The 23,620-nt window shown below is 52.0% G+C and carries 19 protein-coding genes and 1 pseudogene; 3 read left to right on the top strand and 17 right to left on the bottom strand.

Annotated features, from left to right (window positions below; all coding sequences use genetic code 11):
- Positions 1 to 29: 29 nt before the first annotated feature.
- On the top strand, positions 30 to 3,290 hold the full coding sequence (locus QPL98_RS04315) for a DEAD/DEAH box helicase (RefSeq protein WP_303292759.1): 3,261 nt from the start codon (positions 30 to 32) through the stop codon (positions 3,288 to 3,290).
- A gap of 58 nt (positions 3,291 to 3,348) precedes the next feature.
- Here the strand turns inward: QPL98_RS04315 and sbcB are convergent, their stop codons facing one another.
- Positions 3,349 to 4,797: an exodeoxyribonuclease I gene (gene sbcB / locus QPL98_RS04320; RefSeq protein ID WP_303292760.1), complete on the bottom strand. Its 1,449-nt coding sequence runs from the start codon at positions 4,795 to 4,797 to the stop codon at positions 3,349 to 3,351.
- Positions 4,798 to 4,842: 45 nt separating this feature from the next.
- Positions 4,843 to 5,787: a DUF6160 family protein gene (locus tag QPL98_RS04325; RefSeq protein ID WP_303292761.1), complete on the bottom strand. Its 945-nt coding sequence runs from the start codon at positions 5,785 to 5,787 to the stop codon at positions 4,843 to 4,845.
- Positions 5,788 to 6,088: 301 nt separating this feature from the next.
- Between QPL98_RS04325 and QPL98_RS04330 the strand changes: the two genes are divergently transcribed.
- Complete coding sequence (locus QPL98_RS04330) at positions 6,089 to 7,117, top strand: response regulator (RefSeq protein ID WP_303292762.1); 1,029 nt, start codon at positions 6,089 to 6,091, stop codon at positions 7,115 to 7,117.
- 2 nt (positions 7,118 to 7,119) lie between these two features.
- Entirely contained in the window at positions 7,120 to 8,070 is a 951-nt protein-coding gene (locus QPL98_RS04335) for a sensor domain-containing diguanylate cyclase (protein WP_303292763.1), read from the top strand.
- Positions 8,071 to 8,107: 37 nt separating this feature from the next.
- Here QPL98_RS04335 and QPL98_RS04340 read toward each other — a convergent pair whose 3' ends face one another.
- The 15 genes and pseudogenes from QPL98_RS04340 to QPL98_RS04410 all read right to left on the bottom strand — a co-directional run bounded on the left by QPL98_RS04340 (position 8,108) and on the right by QPL98_RS04410 (position 23,580).
- Positions 8,108 to 8,476, bottom strand: coding sequence for a histone-like nucleoid-structuring protein, MvaT/MvaU family (locus tag QPL98_RS04340; protein ID WP_014422046.1), 369 nt, complete (start codon positions 8,474 to 8,476; stop codon positions 8,108 to 8,110).
- A 161-nt stretch (positions 8,477 to 8,637) separates the two neighbouring features.
- A complete protein-coding gene (gene tviB / locus QPL98_RS04345; protein WP_303292764.1) occupies positions 8,638 to 9,900 on the bottom strand; it encodes a Vi polysaccharide biosynthesis UDP-N-acetylglucosamine C-6 dehydrogenase TviB in 1,263 nt (420 codons plus the stop codon).
- Between the two features lie 71 nt (positions 9,901 to 9,971).
- Positions 9,972 to 11,393, bottom strand: a complete 1,422-nt coding sequence (locus QPL98_RS04350; RefSeq protein ID WP_303292765.1) for an MBL fold metallo-hydrolase — start codon at positions 11,391 to 11,393, stop codon at positions 9,972 to 9,974.
- Between the two features lie 44 nt (positions 11,394 to 11,437).
- On the bottom strand, positions 11,438 to 13,387 hold the full coding sequence (locus tag QPL98_RS04355; protein ID WP_303292766.1) for a nucleoside-diphosphate sugar epimerase/dehydratase: 1,950 nt from the start codon (positions 13,385 to 13,387) through the stop codon (positions 11,438 to 11,440).
- A gap of 3 nt (positions 13,388 to 13,390) precedes the next feature.
- Positions 13,391 to 13,948, bottom strand: a complete 558-nt coding sequence (locus tag QPL98_RS04360; RefSeq protein ID WP_303292767.1) for a sugar transferase — start codon at positions 13,946 to 13,948, stop codon at positions 13,391 to 13,393.
- Positions 13,945 to 14,931, bottom strand: a complete 987-nt coding sequence (locus QPL98_RS04365; protein WP_303292768.1) for an SDR family oxidoreductase — start codon at positions 14,929 to 14,931, stop codon at positions 13,945 to 13,947. The genes QPL98_RS04360 and QPL98_RS04365 overlap by 4 nt, the downstream gene beginning before the upstream one ends.
- Positions 14,928 to 15,701 carry a glycosyltransferase family 2 protein gene (locus QPL98_RS04370; RefSeq protein ID WP_286714647.1) on the bottom strand — a complete coding sequence of 258 codons (774 nt, stop codon included), beginning with the start codon at positions 15,699 to 15,701 and terminating at the stop codon, positions 14,928 to 14,930. Before QPL98_RS04370 ends, QPL98_RS04365 begins: the two co-directional genes overlap by 4 nt.
- A 5-nt stretch (positions 15,702 to 15,706) precedes the next feature.
- Positions 15,707 to 16,750: a hypothetical protein gene (locus tag QPL98_RS04375; RefSeq protein WP_303292769.1), complete on the bottom strand. Its 1,044-nt coding sequence runs from the start codon at positions 16,748 to 16,750 to the stop codon at positions 15,707 to 15,709.
- Positions 16,751 to 16,796: 46 nt separating this feature from the next.
- Positions 16,797 to 17,387 (bottom strand): CatB-related O-acetyltransferase, encoded by a 591-nt coding sequence (locus QPL98_RS04380; RefSeq protein WP_286714649.1) that lies wholly within the window; start codon positions 17,385 to 17,387, stop codon positions 16,797 to 16,799.
- Between the two features lie 2 nt (positions 17,388 to 17,389).
- Positions 17,390 to 18,136, bottom strand: a complete 747-nt coding sequence (locus tag QPL98_RS04385; RefSeq protein WP_286714650.1) for a hypothetical protein — start codon at positions 18,134 to 18,136, stop codon at positions 17,390 to 17,392.
- 114 nt (positions 18,137 to 18,250) lie between these two features.
- Positions 18,251 to 19,006 (bottom strand): Wzz/FepE/Etk N-terminal domain-containing protein, encoded by a 756-nt coding sequence (locus tag QPL98_RS04390; RefSeq protein WP_286714651.1) that lies wholly within the window; start codon positions 19,004 to 19,006, stop codon positions 18,251 to 18,253.
- A 47-nt stretch (positions 19,007 to 19,053) separates the two neighbouring features.
- Complete coding sequence (locus QPL98_RS04395; RefSeq protein ID WP_303292770.1) at positions 19,054 to 20,028, bottom strand: GDP-L-fucose synthase; 975 nt, start codon at positions 20,026 to 20,028, stop codon at positions 19,054 to 19,056.
- A gap of 1 nt (position 20,029) precedes the next feature.
- Positions 20,030 to 21,148, bottom strand: a complete 1,119-nt coding sequence (gene gmd, locus QPL98_RS04400) for a GDP-mannose 4,6-dehydratase (RefSeq protein WP_303292771.1) — start codon at positions 21,146 to 21,148, stop codon at positions 20,030 to 20,032.
- 154 nt (positions 21,149 to 21,302) lie between these two features.
- Positions 21,303 to 22,524 (bottom strand): annotated as a pseudogene (locus QPL98_RS04405) (mannose-1-phosphate guanylyltransferase/mannose-6-phosphate isomerase); the annotation flags it as partial.
- A 39-nt stretch (positions 22,525 to 22,563) separates the two neighbouring features.
- The gene (locus QPL98_RS04410; protein ID WP_303292772.1) at positions 22,564 to 23,580 is read right to left on the bottom strand and encodes an NAD(P)-dependent oxidoreductase; all 1,017 of its coding nucleotides are present in this window, start codon (positions 23,578 to 23,580) and stop codon (positions 22,564 to 22,566) included.
- Positions 23,581 to 23,620: the final 40 nt, after the last annotated feature.

The raw sequence follows: 23,620 nt of genomic DNA on the forward strand, positions 1-23,620 counted from the left end.
TTTGAATCTACCGGTGCCAGCTCTCAGCCATGCAAGTCTCGCAAGCAAACCTGAACCTCAACTTTGACGCCAACAGCCTGCAACGAGGCAAGCGCTATTTCAGCCAGGGCCGGGTACAAAACCTGGTTCGTGAAACCGAAGGCATGAGCATACAGGTGCTGCGAGCGGAGGTTTCTGGCAGCCAGCGCCAGTTCTATATCACCGAGGTTCGGTTCGACCGCTACCTGCCCGGAAAAATAGACACCTTCTGCAGTTGCCCGGTGGGGTTCCGGTGTAAGCATGCGGCGGCCGTTATACTTCAGGCCAATTACGAAGCAGGCCTGAGTGCTGAAAAATACGAACCGGAACCCGATACTCGTTACAAATACCCGACGGCGGAAACATGGCTGGAACAGGCGGCCTCAGTTTTCAGTTCGATCGACAACGCTTCCAACCCTGAGTGTCTGGCGTATCTGCTCCACATAGAGCCGCACCGCAGCCAGCAGAGCCTGTCAGTGAACAAGGTTCGGCGTCGTAAATCGGGAGAATATTCCAGTGGCTCCAAAACCACCGTGTGGAGCCGTACCAACCTTGAATACGATCGCCCGAAATACCTGCGAGAGAGCGATATTGCACCGCTCACATGGTTAAACGCACTGCCCACAGCATTTCGTGTTGCACCGGTTCTGGAGGGGACCACGGGCGCCTATTTTATTGAATCGGCGCTGAAAACCCGCCGCTTCTTTCTGGAATCCACTCGAAACCCGCCGCTTCAACTCGGAGAGACTCTAGAATCCGGCTTTGAGTGGATGCAGTTGCCAGATAAACAACATTGGCAACTGGTCAGCAAGGCGCTCCCGTCACACATCCGGCTGCTGAACACCTCGCCCGCCTACTATCTGGACGAAAAAGAGCTCCTGATCGGGCGGGTGGAGAACTCGCTGGATGCCCGCACTACAGCGCTTCTGCAACAGTGCCCTCCCTTTACGGAAAGCCAGCTTCAGCAGGCTTTGCCAGATCTTGCGCCCATACTGGAAAAAGCCGGCGCCGTTCTGCCTGAATCTTTCCAGGTGCCCTCCATGGTGCAGGCAGCACCCCAGCCGATACTGCAGCTGTACAGCCTTCAGCATCCCGCCCCCGGGACACTGCCCCTGCTAATGGCGAGGTTAATGTTCAGCTATGAAGGCCACCGGGTAGCGTTCTCGGAACAGGAACCCCGGGTTCTGGTTGATGGCAACAATGGCCCGTTGCTGGTCATTCGGGATGAGGATGCGGAAATCGAATGGCTACATCGTGATTTGCCCGATTTTAAAATGGCGGGAACAATGACCGATCATCTCGAAGCAGACATGGTTAACGCGCTACCGTATGGCAGCTTTCTCGATTTCACCTTGCCAACCCGTAACCAGTGGCTGGATTTCATTGCCTTCGATTTACCGCGACTGGATGCAGGTGGCTGGCAAATTGAAATGGACGAGAGTTTTGATGTACCTGTTATTGAAATAGACCAGCTGCACGGCAGCCTGAAGCCGGATGAAGAATCACCCGGCTGGTTTGATGTAGAAGTGGGCATTGACTACAACGGCACACAGATTGACCTGATTCCGCTACTACAACAGGCCCTGGTTTATCTCGACCTCAACAATGACAGTGACGATGCCTTGCCTGAAACCCTCTGGCTCCATAACGGCGACGCCCTTATCCGGGTTGTTTCAGACCGCATCCGACCATTGGCCCGAACCCTGTTGAGCCTGTTAGGGAAAGAACGTGGCGGCAAACTAAGGCTGCCGAAACTGGATGCAGCACAGGTAATGGGTGATCTGGCGGCAGACTGGCAAAGCAACGCAGAACTGCGCAACCTCAGCGAAAAACTCACGTCCTTTCAGGCACTAAACCATGTTCCAATTCCCTCAGAGGTTCGGGCAGAGCTGCGCCACTACCAGCAAGATGGCCTGAACTGGCTGATGTTCCTGCGAGAATTCGGGCTCGGTGGCGTTCTTGCCGACGATATGGGCCTGGGCAAGACCCTACAAACCCTCGCCTGTATTCAGGCCGAAAAAGCCGCAGGTCGGCTTTCCGCGCCTGCTCTGGTGGTATGCCCGACCACGCTTATTGCCAATTGGGAGGCAGAAGCCGAGAAATTCACCCCGGGACTGAAACGCCTGGTGATCTATGGCCAACGTCGTAAACCATTCTTCGACATAGTAGCGGAGGCCGATCTGGTGATCACGAGCTACCCTCTCCTGCACCGGGATCTGGAACAGCACCAGAACCAGTCATACAGCCTGGCTTTTTTCGACGAGGCCCAACACCTGAAAAACCCGGCAGCCGTGACGTCCAAAGCGGCTCGCCGCCTGCCAGCCGAAAACCGCATCGCACTTACCGGCACACCAATGGAAAACCACCTCGGGGAGCTATGGGCCCTGTTTGATCTTATTCTGCCGGGCTACCTGGCAGACCAGAAAATCTTCCGCGAACACTACCGAAAACCTATTGAAGAACAGGGCAATCAGAGCCGTTATGCGGAGCTGAGCCGCCGGGTGCGACCATTTATGCTGAGGCGCACGAAAGATCAGGTAACCCCCGAATTGCCGGAAAAAACCGAGATCGTGCGTCACGTTGAGCTGAATCGCCAGCAGAAAGATCTGTATGAGACCATCCGCGCCACCATGGATAAGCGCATTCGCAAATTGCTTGCCGAAAAGGGCGCAGCAAGAAGCCAGATAGAAATACTGGATGCGCTCCTGAAACTCAGGCAAATCTGCTGCCATCCCGCTCTGCTTAACCCGGAAGAAACCGCCGGTTCGGCCAAACTCGACGCTTTAATGGAGATGTTGGAACAACTGCTGGATGAAGGACGCAAGGTCATCATCTTCTCTCAGTTCACCAGCATGCTGGCACTGATCGAAACCACTTTGAAGGCGGCAGGCATAGGCTATGAAAAACTCACCGGCCAAACCAGAGACCGCGCCACACCGGTTAAACGGTTTCAGAATGGCGAGAGCCCGGTCTTCCTAATCAGCCTGAAAGCCGGTGGTACCGGCCTGAACCTGACCGCCGCGGACTGCGTTATTCACTATGATCCGTGGTGGAATCCCGCAGCCGAACAACAAGCCACAGACCGCGCCTGGCGCATCGGGCAGGACAAACCTGTCTTCGTGTACCGTCTGATTACCGAAGGCACGGTAGAAGAGCGAATTCAGGCACTACAGGCAAGGAAGAGCCAGCTTGCAGACGGTCTGTACGGCAAAGCTGATGCCTTCAGCTCGGCCATTACCGCCGACGATATTTCCGTCCTATTCGAGAAATAAAAGGGGTCAGCCCCCCCGAACATTCGCCAACGCCAAATGTCTTTAGGTCTGACCCCACTTACATATAGGGAATCAGGGATTCGCCATAGAGATGTAAGTCCTCCAGTATCTGCTGCTTCTTGGGCGTCAGCTCCGTATCAGCCGCCAATCGCTGTAGCTCCTGACCATAGGCCTCCAGTGAGCGCCACCCCTTTTTCGGCTGCATCAACCGTTCGGTACGAAACTGCTCCCAGCGCTCCATTTCCTCGCCAATCAGGGTATCCGGATAGTTGCGGGCACGGTAACGGAACAGCATCTCTGGCAGGCGCGCGTCTTCAAACCTCACTTCCTGCTCGGCCAGGGTATCCACGGGTTGGGTCAGCAACCAGTTGAGTTTCTCCCGGTCGGCTTTGCTGATAAAACCGCCAGCGTAAAGTTGCTCGTCGGGATCAGTCAGGTGGCTGCCCTGAAAATCCTGTTCGAATGCCTGGGCAATACGAGCAGGAAGATCCGGGGCTTTGCGCAATTTGGCCAGATTTGCCCGAAGCACATCACCATCTAACTCCAGCTCGGCCAACCGCTCCTGTGACAGCGTGGAGAGCATGGTCGCCGGCGCCAGCACAGGGCACTTGTTCAATTGCACGCCTTTCAGTGGAAAACGGCTAACGCCCTCCCCCAGTTCCGCCTGAGACGTAAATACCCGTTCACGGATTTCCTCTACCGAGGCGTTGATCAGCGCCTCCGGGTCTTCCCGGAGATCGTAAACGATCACCTGGTTCTTGTTGCTCAGGCTCTCTGCCAACGGTGCCACCAGCGCACAACAGCCTCTTGTAGCTGGATATTTGGCAGAAATATGAAACACCGGCTTCATAGCGGCGGTATCCAGCATTTGCCTCGCGGAATGTTTGTCTTTGTTGTTCAGAACGAAATCGAACAGCTTGGGCTGTTTTTCCTTGATCAGCTTTGCCACGGCAATGGTGGCCAACACATCCGACATGGCATCGTGGGCAGCCTCATGAGCAATGCCATTGGCTACTGTCAGCTCTTCCAGCCGGAAACTCGGGCTGCCATCTTCTTTCCGGGGCCAGTTGATACCTTCGGGCCGCAAAGCATAAGTCAGCCGCACCATATCAATAATGTCCCAGCGGGAATTGCCGTTCTGCCATTCCCGGGCATAGGGATCCCGGAGATTACGGTAAAGCGTATGGCGGGTGACTTCATCATCAAAACGCAGGCTGTTATAGCCTACGGCGCAGGTGCCAGGCTGACTGAAAGCCGCGTTAATCTGGGCGATAAACTCCGCTTCCGGAAATCCGTCCTCCAGCGCTTTCTGAGGAGTAATACCGGTAATCAGGCAGGCTTCAGGAGAAGGCAGGTAATCGTCGGCTGGCTTGCAATAGATCACCAGCGGGTCTTCGATGATATTCAGATCCGCATCGGTGCGCACACCCGCAAACTGGGAGGGCCGGTCATGAACCGGGTCTACGCCAAAGGTTTCGTAATCGTGCCAGTAGAAAGAGCGGATCAAAGGAAGACTCCTGCGTGTTGGTTCAGAGGCAGGAGTCTAGCAAAATCAAAACAGCTTGGTACCCATATCCGTCTGATGGGTGCGCAGGCGGTCAATGCCTCCACCCGTCAATTGACTCAAATCTACCGTCATATTCGTTGGCAGGTTAATAAATACACCTTTCCCTACACTGATGGTGTTGGCACCATCCAGTGTCTGCCAAGCGACATTATCATCGCGCTGTAAACCGATAAAAAACCCATCGGTAAAGGCAACCTCGCCTTCGGCGGAGCCTTCCTCGCCTACGATAACGGACCGCAGGTTGGTCAGTGGTGCGCAGTTTACACCCGAAATACAGGTCATCGTTTCACTGCCATTGGGCGCAATACCAATATGGGACGCCCGATAATTAGTGGCCGTCTCTCCTTCCCCGGCAAACAACGCGGTATCGTATATGGTGCCCGACACATCTTCCCGAACCTTAAGCCCGGAAATATTACCGCTGAAACTGGTGGTGTTAGACGACACCGAACCCCGAGCTTGCTGAAACCCCATGCGGAACCCGGCAAGACCGGCGGCATCTTCCGCCAGTTCGATGTAGGGCATGCGTGCTTCGAAAGGAATTTCCTCGCCGGCGTTGTAGGTTTTGCCGTTGAAAACCTCGCCATCGTTACGGGCGATGTGACCAAGGGCCAGGTGGGTGGCAGAGAAATCCGTGCCGCCATTGATCTGGCCGGCCTGAATATCATCAATATTCACGCGGGTTTCCACATCCATGGTCAGCGTCATGCGCGTGAACTCATGGTTCTGGCCTGGAATATTCTCAATCTGCATAAAAGCCTGCCCGGTTACCTTACCCATTGCATTATCTGAAATGGGTTCAAGTTCTGCCTGGGAAACGGGCGAAATACCCAGGCAAAGCATGGTAAGGGCAGCGCATCCGTACGCTTGCGTTGTCATAGATTGTGTCTCTGATTGTTTTAGTGAGTCAGTTTCGACACCCGACTCCATGCCTGCCCGCTGGTTTTATTATTTCGGTGCTGGCATGCGGCCCGTTATTCTTTGTAACAAACTGTTTCTTTTTGACCGCAACACGACTATACCCGACCGAGGCTCGTATATTGAGTGAGGTACATCACATTCATTCATTACTTGGCCGTCATTTGTCGTTCAAGCTTGATTTCCGTCACAGGATTACAATTACCCCATGGGCAACAAGTAACTTAGCGAACGTTTAATGTAGCCCGCATATACATAAATCTCGATATTGGTATACTTACGCCCTTTCATTGAAGGCCCCAAACGGCACCCCATGACCACCAGAATATTGATCTGCGACGACTCTGCCCTGGCGCGCAAACAAATGGCCAAAGCTCTGCCACCCGGCCTGGCAGACGACATCCTGTTTGCTGGCGATGGCAAAGAGGCCCTCGAAATCCTGCGCGATCAGAAAGCCGAACTGCTATTCCTGGACCTGAACATGCCGGAGCTCGATGGCTACCAGGTGCTTGAACACATTCGCAAGGAAGACCTGCCGGTTCTCACCATCGTGGTCTCTGGTGATATTCAGCCGGAAGCCCGGGAACGTGTGCGCAAACTGGGTGCCATCGACTTCATCAAGAAGCCAACCGACACCGGCGTTGTCTCCCGACTGCTCGAAGAGTACGGCTTCTATCGCCCCTCGGAGCTGGAAGACACCGCGCTGAACGACGCCAGCCTGCATAGCCGAGAGGCAGAAGCTCCGGAAATCTCCGTGAGCCTGAGCGACTACCTGCAGGAGATCTCCAACGTGGCCATGGGCCGGTCGTCAGATCTGCTGGCCCGGCTGCTAAAGGTGTTTGTCAAACAACCTATCCCCAAAGTCGCTTTTATCGCCAACTCTGAGCTGCACATGGCGATATCGGCTGCGCAACGAGCAGAAAACTATTCAGCCGTTTGCCAGGGCTTTACAGGCGCGGGTATCGCCGGTGAGGCACTGCTGCTGTTTGAAGACGCCAGTTTCCGGGAAATGGCGGAACTGCTGCACTACGATGTGCTGGAAGGCGAATCCGTGAACGTGGAAGTGCTCATGGATATGTCGAGCATCTTGTTTGGCGCGTTCATCAACGGTATTGGCGATCAGCTCGACCTGAAGCTGGGCCTGGGTCATCCGACCGTTCTCGGCCAGCACCGCCCGGTTAACGAACTGTTGGATCATCACAGCAAGCGGGAAGAACAGCTGCTGTGTATTGAGATCAGCTATGCTCTGGAAAACCGGGATATCCGATGCAACATGCTGATCCTGCTAACCGAGGACTCCATCCCATTCCTTGAAAAACGCCTCGCGTATCTGGTGGATTGACTATGGCCTTTAATCAGGACGCCAACGAATTCCATTGGCTGATGGACATGCTCGAATCCGTCGAGGTGGGGCTGGTCGTGCTGGACCTGGATTTCCACGTCCAGGCATGGAACGGCTTCATGGAACACCACAGTGGCATTACCGCCAGCCAGATTCAGGACAAGGTTTTGTTCGAAGCCTTTCCGGACATCCCGGAAGCCTGGCTTACCCGAAAGGTAGACGCCGTCGCCATGCTGAACACCCGGGCCTTTACGTCCTGGGAACAGCGCCCTTACCTGTTCAAGTTCCGGAATACACGCCCTATCACAGGCACGGAAGAATACATGTTCCAGAACCTGACCATCAGCCCGATCACCGCTCCGAACGGAGAGGTGGAGAAGGTGTGCCTGCTGATTTACGACGTAACCGAATTCGCCAGCAGCAAACGGGCCCTGGAACGTGCAAACGAACAGCTGGCGAAACTCAGCATGACAGACCGGCTAACGGGGCTGCTGAACCGGGGCACCTGGGAAAACCTGGTGGATGCCGAATATGAACGTTTCCGGCGCTATGGCCAGGCCACAAGCCTGGTGATGTTCGATATCGACCACTTCAAACCGGTGAATGACACCTACGGCCACCTGGCCGGAGACGAGGTGATTCGCTATACCGCCGAAGTCACTCGCAATAACATCCGGCAATCGGACAGCGCCGGCCGCTATGGCGGTGAAGAGTTCGGCATTATTCTGCCAGAAACCGATGCCGAGAGTGCCCGGGTCATTTGCGAGCGCATTCGTGAGGCGATTGAGAACAGCACGGTTAGCACAACCGCAGGCGATATTCGCTACACAGTGAGCATGGGCATCGCGCAATTAACTGAAACGCCAGAGAACTATATGCAGTGGATGCAAAAGGCAGATGAGGCTTTATATAAAGCCAAGGAAAGCGGGCGGAACAAAGTCGTACTCAGTTAATATCCCCCTCCCTCTATTGAGAGAGGGGAATGGGCAATTAATCCTGCTGCCAGCTCTGTACCGCTTCCTTACCGTGCTTTTCACGCCACTCATTCAGGGTCTTGTGATTACCACCTCGGGTTTTTACCACTTCACCGGTGTGCGGGTTTTTATAGGTTTTCAGCGGACGCTTGGCACGGGTACCGGTTGCAGTCTCGGCCTTGGCGCCAGCGATAGAAGGATCAATAGCAGACAGAATCTGCAGAACGTCCTTCGGTGATTTGTCATACTCTTTCATCAAATCACGAACTTTGTTTTCGAATTCCAGTTCGCTTTTCAGTGCCTGGTCCTTTTCGAGCTTCTCCAGCTCGGCGGCCAGCTTTTCCATCAGCTGCTTCTTCTGGTAATAATCATTAATCTTTGCCATGGAAATAAAACCTTTTATCGTGGGGTTTTAAATACTGATTGAATATGACCGAAAGTCGAAACAAATAATAATAGAGAAACCGAAACGAGGCAAAATAAATTACTTAAATCCATTTAACAAAAAAGCCGGCACAATGGCCGGCTTTGTATTTCACCTAAAGATCAAAGGCGTAAATCAGCCTGCCCTAACGGCAACACACCCTTCAAATCAAATAAAACGCCGTTGCTATTGGTATAAGCACGCAGTTGCTCCGCTGAAAGAGCGGCATATTCGCGGTGCGGTACCGCAAGAAATACCGCATCATATTCACCGGCTTTCGGTTCCGGAACCAGAGAAATACCGTACTCATGTTCGGCTTCTTCATTATTGGCCCAGCAATCGGTGACATCCACCTGACAACCGAAATCCTTTAACTCATTAACCACATCAATAACGCGGGTATTACGCAAGTCCGGGCAGTTTTCCTTGAACGTTAGCCCCATGACCAATACACGAGAATTGGCAATGGTATGCCCCCTCTTGATCATCGCTTTGACCAGTTCAGCGGCAGCGTACGGCCCCATATTGTCGTTCACACGGCGGCCAGCAAGAATAATCTCTGGATGGTAACCAATGGCCTGAGCTTTATGGGTGAGGTAATACGGATCTACACCAATACAATGCCCGCCGACCAATCCGGGTTTGAACGGCAGGAAATTCCATTTAGTACCAGCAGCGGCCAACACTTCATGGGTATCGATCCCGATGCGGGCAAAAATCATCGACAGCTCATTCATCAGCGCAATATTCAAATCCCGCTGAGTGTTTTCAATAACCTTTGCCGCTTCCGCTACCTTGATGGAACTGGCCTTATGGGTTCCCGCAGTAATGATGCCGGCGTAAAGATCATTTACCTCATCGGCAATCTCGGGCGTGGAGCCGGAGGTTACCTTCATAATGGTGGTAACGCGGTGTTCCTTATCGCCCGGGTTGATACGCTCCGGACTGTAACCGGCAAAGAAATCCTGATTAAACTTGAGGCCGGACATCTTTTCCAGAACCGGCACACAGACTTCTTCAGTCGCACCGGGGAACACCGTCGATTCATAAACAACGATGTCATCCTTCTTGAGGACTTTACCCACACTCTCACTGGCCTTTACCAACGGGGTAAGGTCTGGCGATTTGTATTCGTCAATCGGGGTTGGCACGGTCACGATGTAGACCTGGCAATCGGCAATGCCATCCAGAGAATCCGTAAACGACAGTTTCGACGACGCCGCCAGTTCATCCCGGCTCACCTCGCGCGTGAAATCAATGCCATCCTTCAGCTCGGCAATCCGTTTGGGGTTGATATCAAAGCCAACCACCTCGCGCTTTTCGCCGAATGCAGCCGCCAATGGTAAGCCCACGTAACCAAGGCCGATTACCGCAATCCTTTTCATATATTCTCCTGCCTTAAATAAGGTCTAAGCGCTTGGGCGAACGATCGCATGATCAGCGCATGCCCACCCCGTTATCCTACTGGAATCAGAATATCAGAATCCGGCGCCATTGCCTCCAACGCCAGCTTAAAAGCGCGCTTGGCACCCGAATCGCCATGGACAACGCGAATTTCGGCGGGCGTCTCAGGAATACCTGCAATGAACCGAAGCAAATCATCTTGCCCGGCGTGAGCAGAATAACCACCGACTGCGTGAACGCGAGCCGAAATGCCATATCGTTCTCCGTCCAGCTCCACCCATCCACCACGCGGCCCGTAAGTCAGAATATCCCGACCTGGCGTTCCAGCCGCCTGATACCCCACAAAAACCACGTCATTTCGGGCATCGCCCAGCATCGCCTTGAGATAATTCACCACCCTTCCACCAGCACACATACCAGATCCTGCAATAACCACGCAGGGACGATGAGTGCGAGCCAAATACTCAACCGCATTCAAATGGTCCTCGTGGGAATTGATCACTGTGAGCTGCTCAAACGACAGAGGATGCCGGCCGGCACTGGCAAGTTCCCGGGCCTCATCATCCCAAAATGGCTTGAGATCCCGATAGATTCGGGTGAATTCAGCGGCCAGCGGGGAATCCACAACAATTTCCAGATCCTGCCATCGGAGTGGTCCAGAGGAGCCTTCTGCACTCGACTGCAAAATCTCAGTCTCCCCAAACTCGGCAATCAGTGCTTCGATCTCATAAAGCAGATCCTGGGTGCGACCGATACTGAATGCCGGAATCAGCACCGTACCGCCGTCTTCCAGGGCATGCTCAAGAACCGATTTCAATCGATAGCGGCGGCTCTCCCGGTCTTCGTGGTTCTTATCGCCGTATGTGCTTTCGATGATCAGGCGATCAGCCTTCTCAGGTGATAACGGCTCGGGCAGGAGTGGTGCATGACTCGCGCCAAGATCCCCGCTGAAAACAATACGTTCGTTGCGATGGCCATCGTGGAGCTCGCATTCCACATAGGCAGAACCGAGAATATGCCCGGCCCTCTGCAACCTGACTCTCAGCGCAGCATCGCCCTCAGAAACCAGCTCATACCACTGACCATAGGGCAGCGGCACCAGTTTGCTGCGTATACGGTCCAAAACCCGGGTAATCAAAGCCCGATCCCGCGTAAAGCCGATCTTCAGCGCGTCTTCGAGGATTTCCGGCAGCATAATGGCTGAGGGTTCAGAGCAGACAATGGGCCCCTCAAATCCGGCTGCCAGAAGATAGGGAATCCGCCCGACATGATCAATATGGACGTGAGTGACCACAAGGGCGCGGATATGATCAATGGGGAAGTCTATCGCCAGGTCCATGGCGGAGGAGGCCCGGCCCTTTTCCTGCCCCTGGAACAGGCCGCAATCAACCAGAATGCCAAAATCCGGAACCCGGAGCTCATGGCAGGAACCTGTGACGCCATTAACAGCGCCGTGGTGTTTTATTTCAATCATTCAACAGTCCTTGTTGATGTCCCAAACGGAACGGTTCCAGGCGGTTAGCTTAAGCGGAGGACCTTGCCATCTTTATCGTGATGTTCGGGAGTTGCCGCCCCTGCTTTACACCAAACCAGATCAGCCACATCACCATTCGGCGCATAGGCTGTTCGGGCTTCTATCAAAATACTCAATGCGGCTTTACAGTCAAAGGTCTGGCTGGCTCGTGTTAGTCGCCCCAGATATTCCTCAACTTCACCCCATGTCAATGACACTTCGCGCGCCATCAATATTCTGGGATGAGCCGTACCCTGCGGGTTATCGCCTATCAGCAATTCCTCGAAAAGCTTTTCGCCCGGCCGCAATCCGGTATATACAATTTCAATGTCGCCGTCCGGAGAATCCGTAGTTTTCTCCTCAAGCCCCATCAAGTGGATCATCTTACGGGCAAGGTCGGCTATTCTTACCGGCTCTCCCATATCCAACACGTAAACCTCTCCCCCCTGCCCCATGCTGCCAGCCTGCAGCACCAACTGGCTGGCTTCCGGAATGGTCATGAAGTAGCGGATGATATCCGGATGCGTAACCGTTACCGGCCCACCATCACGAATCTGGTCTCGAAAAAGAGGCACCACAGATCCAGACGAACCCAGCACATTTCCGAAGCGCACCATAGAGAAAACAGTCTGACTCTGGCGTTGCGACAAGCCCTGCAGAACAAGCTCTGCCATACGCTTGGTAGCACCCATCACATTGGTGGGGCGAACCGCCTTATCCGTTGAGATCAACACAAAACGCTCGACACCCGCCGCAATGGCCGCTTCTGCCGTGTGCCAGGTACCAAACACGTTATTCTGTATGCCCTCGATGACATTGTGCTCCACCAAAGGCACGTGCTTATAGGCGGCTGCGTGGTATACCGCTTGAACACCAAACGCCTTCAAAACGGCCTCACACCGCCTTCTGTGGGTCACACTCCCAAGAATTGCGTGTACCGTTACATCCAGACTTTCGATCTGGCTAATGGACCGAAGTTCTCGTTCAATGGAGTACAGCGAAAACTCGGATTGCTCAAATAACACTAACACCTTTGGCTTGTGTCGAATGATCTGCCGGCACAGTTCAGAGCCAATGGAACCGCCAGCTCCGGTTACCATAACTGACTTTCCGTAGAGGCTTTCGGAGACAATGGCAGTATCCGGCCGAACGGGGTCACGCCCCAACAAATCTTCAATCTCCAGATCCCGGATATCGTTAATGCGAGCCTGGCCCGCAACAAGCTCAGACATCGACGGCACGGTCTGAACCGGGATGGACAGCTTCTCCAGGGACGAAAGCAGCTGCTTTCTGTTCACCGGTACGGCATCTTCCAATGCCAGTAATGCTCGGGAGGCATCCAACTCCCTCACCGCCTTTTCCAGATGTTCAACCGAATAGACCGGCAATCCACCAATAACCGAACGATGATTGCTGCTTAACAGGGAGACAAAACCCACCGGGCGATACTCAACCCCTTGGGAGAGAGCCGATGCCAATTGCATGCCCTTGGGGCCGGCGCCAACAATAAGCACGCTGTTTTTGGCCTTTTCCCTAGGCCGTCGGACAATGGCACGAACCGTAAAGCGTGTTCCGGCAACGAGAAGAAACGCAAAGGCGCCGTATATAACAGGAACGGAGCGCGGCACCAAGGCCTGAAAAAGGAAACCAAACACGATAAGAGCCACGCTTGAAAAAGCCACTCCCACAATAATGGCCAGAAACGCATGCTCACTGAGATAACGGATAACGGCTCGATACAGACCCAGCTTGATGAATGCGCCAATCGTTACCAGAACCGCCGCCAAACAAACAATCAATTGCTTGCTGTCCGGCATCCAGCTAACAGTTTCGAACCTTAACGCAAAGGCGCCCCAGACCGCGACGGAAAGCAGCAGGAAGTCCGCAGCCACTGAAATAAGTCGCTTTACAGGCCTGGGCCAACCCAGAATAGAATTAATAGCGCTGGATATCATGGTCTACTCCCGCGATTTAACGCGATCCCCCGCCCCTTTGCCTGTTATCGTTTGCAAGATGTAGCGAAAATAATGCTTCAAATTCAACGAGCGAAGCATCGCGGCATCAGTTTCCGCAAGCAGTTGGGGGGTGGACATATCAATATCATTTACCTGTGCCAGCCCGGTAATGCCCGGCCGGGCATCGAGCACCCCGCGGCTCTCCCGCTCCTGAATGAGCTCCACCTGGTTAAATAAACACGGCCGAGGGCCGACCAGGCTCATCTCGCCCTTGAGCACATTCCAGAGTTGCGGCAGCTCATCCAGCTTGGTTCGCCGGAGAAACCGGCCAACTGGCGTAATAGACGAAGAATCCGCCAAGTGACTGGCGACCGATTTGGTCTCCGGCGCCATGGTACGAAACTTCACCAGGATGAATGGCTTTTTATAACGCCCAACCCTCTCTTGGCGAAACAGAGGTGAGCCAGTATCAAACAATCCAACGACATAAATAGCCACCAGAAACGGAAGCCCAAACACAAGCCCCATAGCGGCAAATAGAATATCCAGAACTCTGATCACGCGGACTCTCCGGATTGCGGGCGTTGATGGAAAGCGTCCACCGTCGCTTTCAGTCCTTGCTGAACTGAATAAGGGGCTGACCAGTCCAAAACGTTACGAGCCTTGCTCGAATCGATCGTCAATTCTCCCGTCAAACGGTCCACAGCCTCTGCCTTGCTAAACACAGCTCCCGCCAATCGAAACAGAAAAACCGGCACAGGTATCAGCCAGGCCGCTTTCCCCTGCGCTCGCCGGAGGTTCTTCAGAAGTTCAGCCAAAGAAAGCGTTACCTCATCACCAATCAGAAACGTCTCACCCGGCGCCCTGGGCTCACCAACACACCTCACCAAAAAGTCTGCGAGATTACCAACGTAAACCATGCTTCGTTTATTCTTCATAGAACCAAATGGAAGCGGTACCGGCAAGTTACACAGTTTCAATAAACTCAGGAAATTACCCTTCACGCCCGGCCCATAAACCAACGGAGGACGCACCACCACCAGCTCCAAGCCCACTTGCTTACAGAAATCGCGCAACTTCCACTCGGCCTCAGCCTTTGAACGAGCGTATGCGTCCTCCGGCGACGGCTCATCAGTCTCCCTGAATGGAGCGCGGTGGTTGGTGCTCTCACCATTGACTTTAACCGTACTCACAAACACCAAGCGCTTAACCCCGGCTTTGCTGGCCTCAGTAGCCAAATTCAGAGCGCCATCAACGTTCACACGCCGAAACTCTGCTAGCGGATCCAAAGAAGTGTCATTCATCACATGAGCGCGAGCAGCGCAATGAATTACGACATCAACACCCTGAAGCGCTTCAGCCCAGCCGGCTGGCTCACTCAGTTCCAGGCCGGAAACAACCCGGCAAGCTGAACTGTCAACGCCCCGCTCCGAGCGACCTGCTGCCACAACGTCGTAAAGCTCAGGGTGCTCTAAAAGGCGCTTTACAACGGCACCGCCAACAAAACCCGAAGCCCCGGTTACCAATATCCTTTGCCTGGTCATGGCATGGGCCGCCTGATCAGCTCCAGCAATTTGAACGGAATCTTGCTTAAAACAAGCAGCAGATTGGTGTATACGCCGTTATCTCTGCAGGCGCGGACAATCTCCCGATTCAGCCGGATGCTGCTTCGGATACCGCTGGTACTGACTCCACCGGCACGCATGCGAACGAGCACTCTATCCAGATACTGCCATTTTAAACCAGCCACCAATAACCAGCGAACAAACATGTCGTAGTCTGCCGCAATACGCATATCCAGACGGTATTTACCTACCCGCTCATATGCGCCTTTCCGGACAAACGTTGCAGGATGCGGCGGCATCCATCCGAAACGGAGTTTCCAGGGCCGAAAATGGCCGCTCTTGTAATAACGTGTTACTCGCTCGAGATTGTCAGGCTCAACGAAGACCACATCACCGAATACGATATCAATCTCTGGATGATCCTCGAATAGACGCACAACCGCAGAAACCACCTCTTTATTTTCAAAAAAATCATCCGAATTCAGAATCCCAATAATATCGCCGGTAGCATGGTGAATCCCCTTATTCATTGCGTCGTACAAACCGCGATCCGGCTCCGAAACTACGGTACTGACGCTATCACGGTACTGATTCACAATGTTTACGGTGCCATCACTCGAGGCACCATCGACCACAACATGCTCAAGTTTTTCATAATACTGCGACCGCACAGACTCCAATGTGCCACGAATCGTTGCCTCACTATTGAAGCATACAGTAATGATCGATACAGATAGCTTATTATTCATAAAACTCACAAAACGACAGTTGAACGATCCGGCCGGTAAAAATACACGAATGGCCCCAGCAACAAATAATCAAAGATATTTCCGAGATAAATAATATCGAGCGATGCGCGAGCAATGAAAACCGCTGATATTACTGAAAGGACAAAAAGGCCATTAGATAGCATCAGAAGAACAGCCACCGAAAGAGCTAGAATAATACCAATACTCACCAAACCAAAATAACTATGGGCACGAAGGAAGGCATTGTGAGTGTTACCACCGTGATCAACAATTGAGTCCACCGCCGAAAGCTCCGTACCCAAAAACAAAGAGCTCACGTTCGTTTGATCGGCATACTCTCTCAGCATCTCGCTCCGGGGGCTCTCAAAGCCAGCAGAAAAGTTAGTGCTGCCAGAAATATAGTTTAGGAGTGGATCGAAGCCCAGCGTCAGCAAAAGAACTGAAAGGAGGCCCAGGAAAAACGAGCCTGCGAGGCCAAAGTTCAGATACAGTACCAGCGCGAATAGCACCGCACCGCCCACAATGTTAGCCCTACCGTATAGCGGGAACATTAATAAAAGTGCCAGTGCACCTAACAGTATTGAAGGCTTTGAGTTTTTTTCATAGCAGTACCACACATAGCCTGACAAGAGCGCCAGCAACACTGCACCTACTCCATTCCTGCTGTATCCCTTAAACACACTGTTGAATTCACTCGGCCCGAATTCCAGGACTGCAAAGAGGTAAAGCAAGAAAAATGAAAACAGGGAAAGCGGTATTGTTATGAAAACCCACCCAAGATCATGATCTCTAATCAATATCGCCAAACAAAGCGACGAAAAAAGTGACAAGATAAAAAAAAGGCTTGCGAGAAAATTAGAGTCCGCCTTTACTATGGTAATCCCAAGCATTATCAAAGCAACAACAAGGGGTATCCAGACACGAACTCGATAAACCGAAAGAAAATAGGTAAGAAAGAAAGCTCCAGTCAAGCCGCTCAGCATCCTAAAGGTGCCGCTTCCCAAAAAAACCGCTGAAAAGCAAAAGCCTAAAAAAAACAACGCCGCCACTGTTAGGAGCGCCCGATCCAACCTTATCGCCACGGGCAGGCTAAGACTAAGCCTCACCGATCTTCTCACTTTCGTTAAGGAAAGCTTCTATATCTGAAAACAGCTCCCAGTTTTCCTTTATCCATGATAAGTCTTTATCCCACCACTTTATTGCCAACAGACTCTTGATTACATCGGCATCGAACCGGTATCGAATGAACCTGGCAGGCACACCGCCCACCAATGAATATGGCTCAACGTTTTTAGTAACCACAGCGCCAGCAGCTATACAGGCGCCGTCACCGATGCGAACACCATCGCAGACAATCACACTCTGTCCAATCCAAACATCATTACCGATAACAACACGTTCCGACTCGTTGAACTTATCCCTATCAGAAAAGCTCAGGCCTGATGCATTGGATTTTGAATAAAAGGCAGGATGAGTAGATACATAATTACGAACGGGGTGTTTACCAAGACCTATTCGTACATCCGGACCAATTGAACAAAACTTACCAACTTCGGCATTGCTAATTCGACCTCCATTTGCGACGTACGAACAGTCCCCTATGACGGCATTATTCACACGGCAAAATTTATTAATTTTTGCCAACTCTGAAATAGAACTATTTCTGATCAAAGATAGAAATGCCACAACTAACTCCTCCCCCCCTTCTCAAAGGCATCGATAAACGAATCGGGAGTTCGGTTAATAACTCGAACATCTTTTCGGATGGCAATTCTGGCGAGAACCTTATAGCTTTTATGCAACAAGTAATACGCTCGAAAAATATCTTCCACAGAAAAATGAATCCCATTTTCAGAATCTTTCAGTAGCGGAGTCATTTTAGGATTACCATCATAAAAGTGGACATCCTTGATCATTAGCTTGTTTTCATTGTTCAGATGAAGGTACTTATGCCAGCTATGATCAGCTCCCTCAAGAAATATCCTTGAGTACCCAAGCAGAACTCCAACATAGATTGCGGCCACCATAACATTCTGGGCCCGTGGCATAATCACTTGATGTTCCATTAGCCACAACGAGATGGCTCCACCATCTAAAGGAAATCCTGCATCTCTAAAATAGATGATATGAAGCTTTTCCGAGGACACCAAATTTTCAATTTTTGCTTCGTATCCTTTGAACCGTAAAGGAATATAAAGTGTCATCGACCATGTTAGTTTTTCGCATATAGTGCGAAAAACTCTACTCGCCACCGAATCAGGATCTTCCAGCCCAACAACAAACAAAGGATCGAAAATGACATAATGACGGGGTTTAAAGAACTCAAAATGACTGTTCAAGGCAAAAAGATTTACACACATGAAGTCAGTGCCCGACTCTGGTTCGGGCGAGGCTTCAATGTATTGGTTTAACCCCGGGCCATTGGCGAGAATCACCAACGAGGTATTCCGATTCTCCAGCGGAGTAATGGACGCATGTCTAGATTGGACCGGAAGAAATGACAGGAAAAAACGAACAGCGTAGCTCAATAACCTAGACATCACGCAACCTCAAACCGCACTCATACGCTTTCTTGCATGGCTAAAAAGCGCCCACACCAAAGTAACGATACTCGCCAGGACACCGGCTAAGAACCCTCCAATTACAACAATAAATAGCGGACTCCGGGAGACGGGCTCCAAACTAGGTTGCGCCACAGTAATGGCTTCGGGCTCTTTTACAAATGAAATTTTCTGCTCAATTTCTGCCTTCCTTTCTACAGCGTCGGGTAGTGCAGCCCCTGAATCTTCCATCGCCCGCAACAGTTCAATCGTCTCATTTACGCTGGCGAGTTGCGCCTTTAATCCCTTCAGGTAACGCTCAGCCGCGTTTTTTTGCCTCTGTATTACCTCGTTCGTCACGCTTTGATGGACTTGCTCCAAATCATTCTGTTCTGCTGGTTCCGCTTTGGATGTCAGCTTCAACAGCATCGTATCGGCGGGAATTTCAATAACGAGTTGGAAGGGCATCCTCTGCGATCTTTCATCTCTGTAGATCGTTTCAGTTGTTGGTAAAACAGAGTATTGAAGCCAGCCGACCAAAGCACCTGAAGACTCTATCGGTTCCTCCGAGGACTTCTCAGCCAACTGCACAAGCGTCGTATATTGATACTTCTCAGGGAGAACCAGAGCAACAATCAACGCCAGTAGCAGAATGATCGAAAACGCCAAAAAAAACACTTTTTTAAATCGGATAAAAACCGATGCCAAATCGATCAGGCTAACTTCCTGAATCTTGTCGTTCGCTGTAGGAGCAGGAGAATGCATAGTAGCTATATACCCAGTATGTTGATCAGACGCTTTTGGTGCCTCCGTTAGCCTCGAACAGCCGATTCATGCTGCAAGAACCACTCGTAGCTACCACGCAACCCTTCTTCAAGGGCAATCGATGCATGCCACCCCAACGCCTTCAACCGGCTCACATCCATTAACTTCCTCGGCGTGCCATCCGGTTTGCTGCTGTCAAAAACCAGCCTTCCAGAGAATCCGGTTACCCTGGCAACCGTCTCTGCCAGTTCTCGAATGGTGCAATCCACACCAGTACCTACGTTAATATGGGAAAGCATTGGCTCGGTGTTTTGGGCATAGGTTTCGTAGTCCAGCTCCATCACGTGCACACTGGCCGCAGCCATGTCATCCACGTGCAAAAACTCACGCATAGGCTTGCCACTACCCCAGATAACCACTTCCTCATCGCCGGCCTTAACCGCTTCATGAAACCGCCGCAACAACGCCGGAATCACGTGGCTGTTTTCAGGGTGGAAGTTGTCATTCGGGCCGTACAGGTTGGTGGGCATCACGCTGCGGTAGTCCCGTCCATATTGGCGGTTATAGCTTTCGCAAAGTTTGATACCGGCAATTTTGGCAATTGCGTAGGGCTCATTAGTGGGCTCAAGAATACCCGTTAGCAAAGCGTCTTCACGCATGGGCTGTTCGGCGAACTTCGGGTAAATGCAAGACGACCCGAGAAACAACACCTTCTGCACACCGGCCTGGTGAGCGGCATGAATCAGGTTGGCTTCGATCATCAGGTTTTCATAGATGAATTCCGCCGGGTAGGTGTTATTGGCGTGAATACCGCCCACCTTGGCCGCTGCGATATACACCTGCTCCGGCTGATGCTCGGCAAACCAGGCATGTACTGCTGCCTGGTCCAACAGGTTCAATTGATCCCTGCCCGCAGTCAGGATGTTGGAGTATCCCAAGGACTCCAAACGGCGAACAATCGCCGAGCCCACCATGCCACGATGGCCAGCCACAAATACCTTCTGATTGCGCAGTTCTGCCATCTTAGTTCTCCACCGATACCGGAACATCATGGCCATGGGCCTTGAGTAAGGCGTGGCGCTTCGCCGCCTGCAGGTCTTCCTGAACCATCTCGGCGCACATCTCCTGCACAGTAATCTCCGGCACCCACCCCAGCTTCTCCTTCGCTTTGGTTGGGTCTCCCAACAAGGTTTCCACCTCGGCTGGTCGGAAATAGCGGGGATCCACCTTCACAATCACGTCGCCCGGCTTCACTGCTGGCGCTGCATCACCAGACACCGCTACAACTACGCCAATCTCATCCACACCCTCACCATCGAAACGAAGCTCAATACCCAGCTCCGCCGCAGACCACTTAATAAACTCCCGAACCGAATACTGAACGCCCGTCGCGATGACAAAATCCTCGGGCTGATCCTGCTGCAACATCATCCACTGCATGCGCACATAATCCTTGGCATGCCCCCAATCCCGGAGTGCATCCAGATTGCCCATGTACAAACAGCCCTCAAGCCCCTGAGCGATATTCGCCAGGCCACGGGTGATCTTACGGGTAACAAAGGTTTCACCGCGCCGGGGCGACTCGTGATTGAACAACACACCATTACAGGCATACATGCCGTAGGCTTCCCGATAATTCACGGTAATCCAGTAAGCATAGAGCTTGGCAACGGCATAAGGCGAACGAGGGTAAAACGGCGTGGTCTCTTTTTGGGGAATTTCCTGTACCAGGCCATAAAGCTCAGAGGTGGAGGCCTGATAGAAGCGGGTTTTCTTCTCCAACCCCAGCAAACGAATGGCCTCTAACAGGCGCAGGGTGCCCATGGCATCTACATCTGCGGTGTATTCCGGCGACTCAAAGCTGACCGCCACGTGGGACTGCGCGCCCAGGTTATACACCTCGTCTGGCTGAACTTCCTGCAAAATGCGCGTGAGGTTGGAAGAATCTGTAAGGTCACCGTAATGCAACACAAATCGCTGATTATCAGTGTGAGGATCCTGATAGATATGATCTACCCGCTGGGTATTGAACAACGAGGCCCTGCGCTTGATGCCGTGCACCTCGTAGCCCTTTTCAAGCAAAAACTCTGCAAGGTAGGAACCATCCTGGCCGGTAACACCGGTAATCAACGCCTTCTTCATCGTACGACCCTAGAAATTTTACAAACAAAAAAACAGAAACGGGCCTTCGCTCCGCACGAAAGCCCGTTTGCTCGGAGATTGGCGCAAGTTTACGCCAACAGCACGACTTTTTCAGTAACGATCACGTAACATGTAAATTCCGCGCGAGTATCAATCAGGCCCTGCCGTACTTATCCTCAAATCTCACAATGTCATCCTCCCAGGTACGAACCAGATTGCACCTCAATTAACTCAAGGTCCACAACCCCCGGGTTCTCAAGCGCATGAACTTGACCGACAGGAATGTAGGTAGACTGGTTTTCTGTGACCAAATAGGTTTTCTCCCCATTCGTCACCTTCGCAGTACCACTAACTACAATCCAATGCTCAGCCCGGTGATGGTGCATTTGCACCGAAAGCTTGGCGCCCGGCTTCACAGTTATACGCTTTACCTGGTAACGGTGACCATTATCAATGGAATCGTAAACACCCCACGGGCGATAGACTTCCCGATGATTCAAGTGTTCATGGCGACCATCCGCCTCAATCTGGCTGACGACTTTTTTAACATCCTGAACTCGATCTTTGTGGGCAACGAGAACCGCATCCTTGGTTTCAACAACAACCAGATCCACTACACCGACTGTCGCTACCAAGCGATGATCGGCCCGCACCAGACACCCCGAGCTATTCTGTTGGATCACATCTCCGGAAACCGCGTTACCAGATTCGTCTTTGGCTGAAACCTCCCACAATGCAGACCAAGATCCAATATCACTCCAACCGGCATCCATGGGCACAACCGCCGCAGAAGATGTCTTTTCCATCACCGCGTAGTCCACAGACTCCTCAGGGCAAGCTGCAAAAGCCCCACGGTCGACTCGAGTAAAGTGCAAGTCCTTTGCGGAACTCTCTAAAGCAGTCCGACAGGCGTCAAGAATATCGGGACGGAAACGTTCCAGCTCTTCCAGGTAACGGTTGGCTTTGAAAAGAAACATTCCGCTGTTCCAGAGATAATCACCGGATTCAAGGTAGCTTTGAGCCGTGCCGTAATCTGGCTTTTCGACGAAACGCTTAACAACAAAACCGCCGGTATCCAGCGCTGCGCCTTTCTGAATGTAACCGTAACCAGTTTCGGCTTTTCCGGGAACAATCCCGAAGGTACCCAATTTACCAGCCTCAGCAAGAGGCAACGCCCGAGAAACTGTATCTCGGAATGCCGCCGCGTCGGCAATCAAATGATCCGCCGCCAGAACGAGGAGCATATCGTCCTCTCCCCCGGCAACAGACTGCAGCGCAGCAAGCGCAATTGCGGGCGCGGTACTGCGCCCCATTGGTTCCAGAATAATCTGGGCGCCATCCTCACTCGCTAACCGCAACTGCTCGGCCGCCAGAAAACTCTAATCAACGATGCAACCGAAACACAGATGTTTACACTACCACTCTTCGGGGCATTCTTTACGCCAGTCTGCAAAAGCAGACTCAAGCGAATAGCGATACTCGTAGCCGTTGTCCATCAAAAAGCGAGGTTCAATGTTGTTGGAACGGACGAGTTTTCGTATGCGAACCGGACTAAATGGGTGCTTGATCCCAAAAGGTCTGGCAAAGGTATCAATTCCGTATGCGATCATCAGTAGTAAGCCATAAGGCACCGTCGGAACCCAAACTTTCATGTTCGAGACGCTGGCAACCGCAGCCACATAGTCTTTGATAGAAGGGCCTGGGTTCATACTCATATTAAACAACGAAAAATTTTCCCCCTCGGCAATCTGCCTTTCTAATACCCACGATATGGCCGCACAAAGCTCTTTCACATAGGTTCCAGCTTTCCTGGTGTCTTGATTGCCCATATAAAAGAAGTAACGATTCAAAACCGCTTTAATCAACCGAGAGACATTTCCTCCCTCTCCCGGGCCAAACACTACGCCGGGTCGCACAATCACCAAGTGTCGATTGTCTGCGTCGGCAGCCAACCACTTCTGGTGTATCTCCTCCGCAACAAGCTTGGAACAACCATAAGCACTAATGGGAACGGGCAGAGATTCCTCATCCTTCGGGCTTTCACTCGGACCATAGGGCGCAATCGAGCTGGTAAAAATCAAGTTATTACATCCCACTTTCTCTGCCCAAGCACAAACATTTTCAGCACCCCGCAAATTTGTCTCGTAATACTCATAACCCTCATGACCAGGCTCTCGGTGAACAGCAGCGAAGTTTGCAATGAGGTTTACATGTTCTTTCGGACGCCAATCGATCGATGAACGAACGTCCCCAATCACTTGAGTAATAGAGCGTGGAGAGTGCAACAAAGCTCGGCGAAAAGAGGAATCCTTTGAAGAAAGGCTTTCACAATCGAAAATATAAACTTTACTAAACTTTTTTTCTTCAACCAAATGCTTCGCAAAAAAACTGCCAATAAAACCATTTCCACCAAAAATTACAGCAACCTTCACCGAATAAGTCCCTATCGAAAAAAATATTAATTAGCTCAAA

It is taken from the genome of Marinobacter sp. ST-43, from assembly GCF_030541085.1.
Lineage (GTDB): Bacteria > Pseudomonadota > Gammaproteobacteria > Pseudomonadales > Oleiphilaceae > Marinobacter > Marinobacter nauticus.